General features: G+C 37.9%; 2 protein-coding genes. Both read left to right on the top strand.

The genetic code is table 11. The features are described from left to right. A partial coding sequence (locus tag ACQRCC_RS15530) for a hypothetical protein (protein WP_427851651.1) occupies window positions 1-223 on the top strand: 223 nt, incomplete at its 5' end. 58 nt (window positions 224-281) lie between these two features. After that, window positions 282-848, top strand: coding sequence for a SufBD protein (locus tag ACQRCC_RS15525; RefSeq protein WP_427851650.1), 567 nt, complete (start codon window positions 282-284; stop codon window positions 846-848). Window positions 849-1,047: the final 199 nt, after the last annotated feature.

Here is a 1,047-nt window from a genome sequence, read left to right as displayed (position 1 = left end):
GAAAAAAGATTTTGGATATATCATGGCTCCGAATTTGTTATATATACTGTTTTGTGTCGGACCGATGGTGATATTACAGAATGTTTATTGCTTTATATTAGGTATATCTGTTCCTGTACCTGCATTTATCGGGACAGTATTATCATTTGTAGTTATGTGTATATTTGCAATAGTATTTTTGTGTAAGTCGATTTGTTTATTAGAAAATAAAACAGTCGGTTAATGAACGAGTATTGATTATCATTGAAATTAGTATCGTTATATTTGTGAGGTGATTCGTGATGAAAGAAAATATTATAAAGAATCTGACGGCAAAAGATGATAAATATGCCTGTGCTCTGTCTGATAAGATAATATCTGAAAGTAAGGAAACAGATGAATGGTACGAATACTTTGATGATTTTGCTTCGCTTCTTGACCATCCGAAATCATTGGTGAGAAATCGAGCACTACATATTCTTGCAGCAAATGCACAGTGGGATGAGGAAAATCATTTTGATGGGGTTATTTCTGATTTTCTCATGCATATAACGGATGAAAAACCGATTACCGCCAGACAATGCGTTAAGGCTCTCGCCCAGATAGGGGTGGCAAAGCCGCAGTATATTCCAATAATCTTGTCAGCCTTGCGGGGTGCTGATTTATCAAAGTACAAGGAAAGTATGCGCCCGTTGATTGAAAAGGATATTGCAGAAACGGAACGGATATTGACGGATTTTCTGCGCACAACACCAAGCGATTTGCAGAGGCTGCACTTGGAATGGAGGAATGCGTTACAGCCTATGCCAGGGTTAATACAGGTTCGGCAAATGTGCTGCACAAGCTTGGATTCACTGACGAGGCGGTAATTCCTTACGAATGCAGCGGCGGTGAAATGATAACAGAAGGGATTTTGTGCAGATATAAAAAAATTTAGGCAAGTATTATCCGTGTAAAACAGGTCGGAATCCGTGTGATTCCGATTTTTTTTTAACAATCAGAAAATGATTGAAGAAGAAAAGAATATGGAAAAGTAATCAAGAGAGGAGCAGACAGCTCCTTTCTTTA

Source organism: Sporofaciens sp. SGI.106 (genome assembly GCF_050314255.1).
In the GTDB taxonomy this organism is placed as follows: domain Bacteria; phylum Bacillota; class Clostridia; order Lachnospirales; family Lachnospiraceae; genus Claveliimonas.
The sequence above is the reverse complement of the archived record's forward strand: the minus strand, read 5'-3'. Positions and strand labels throughout refer to the sequence as shown.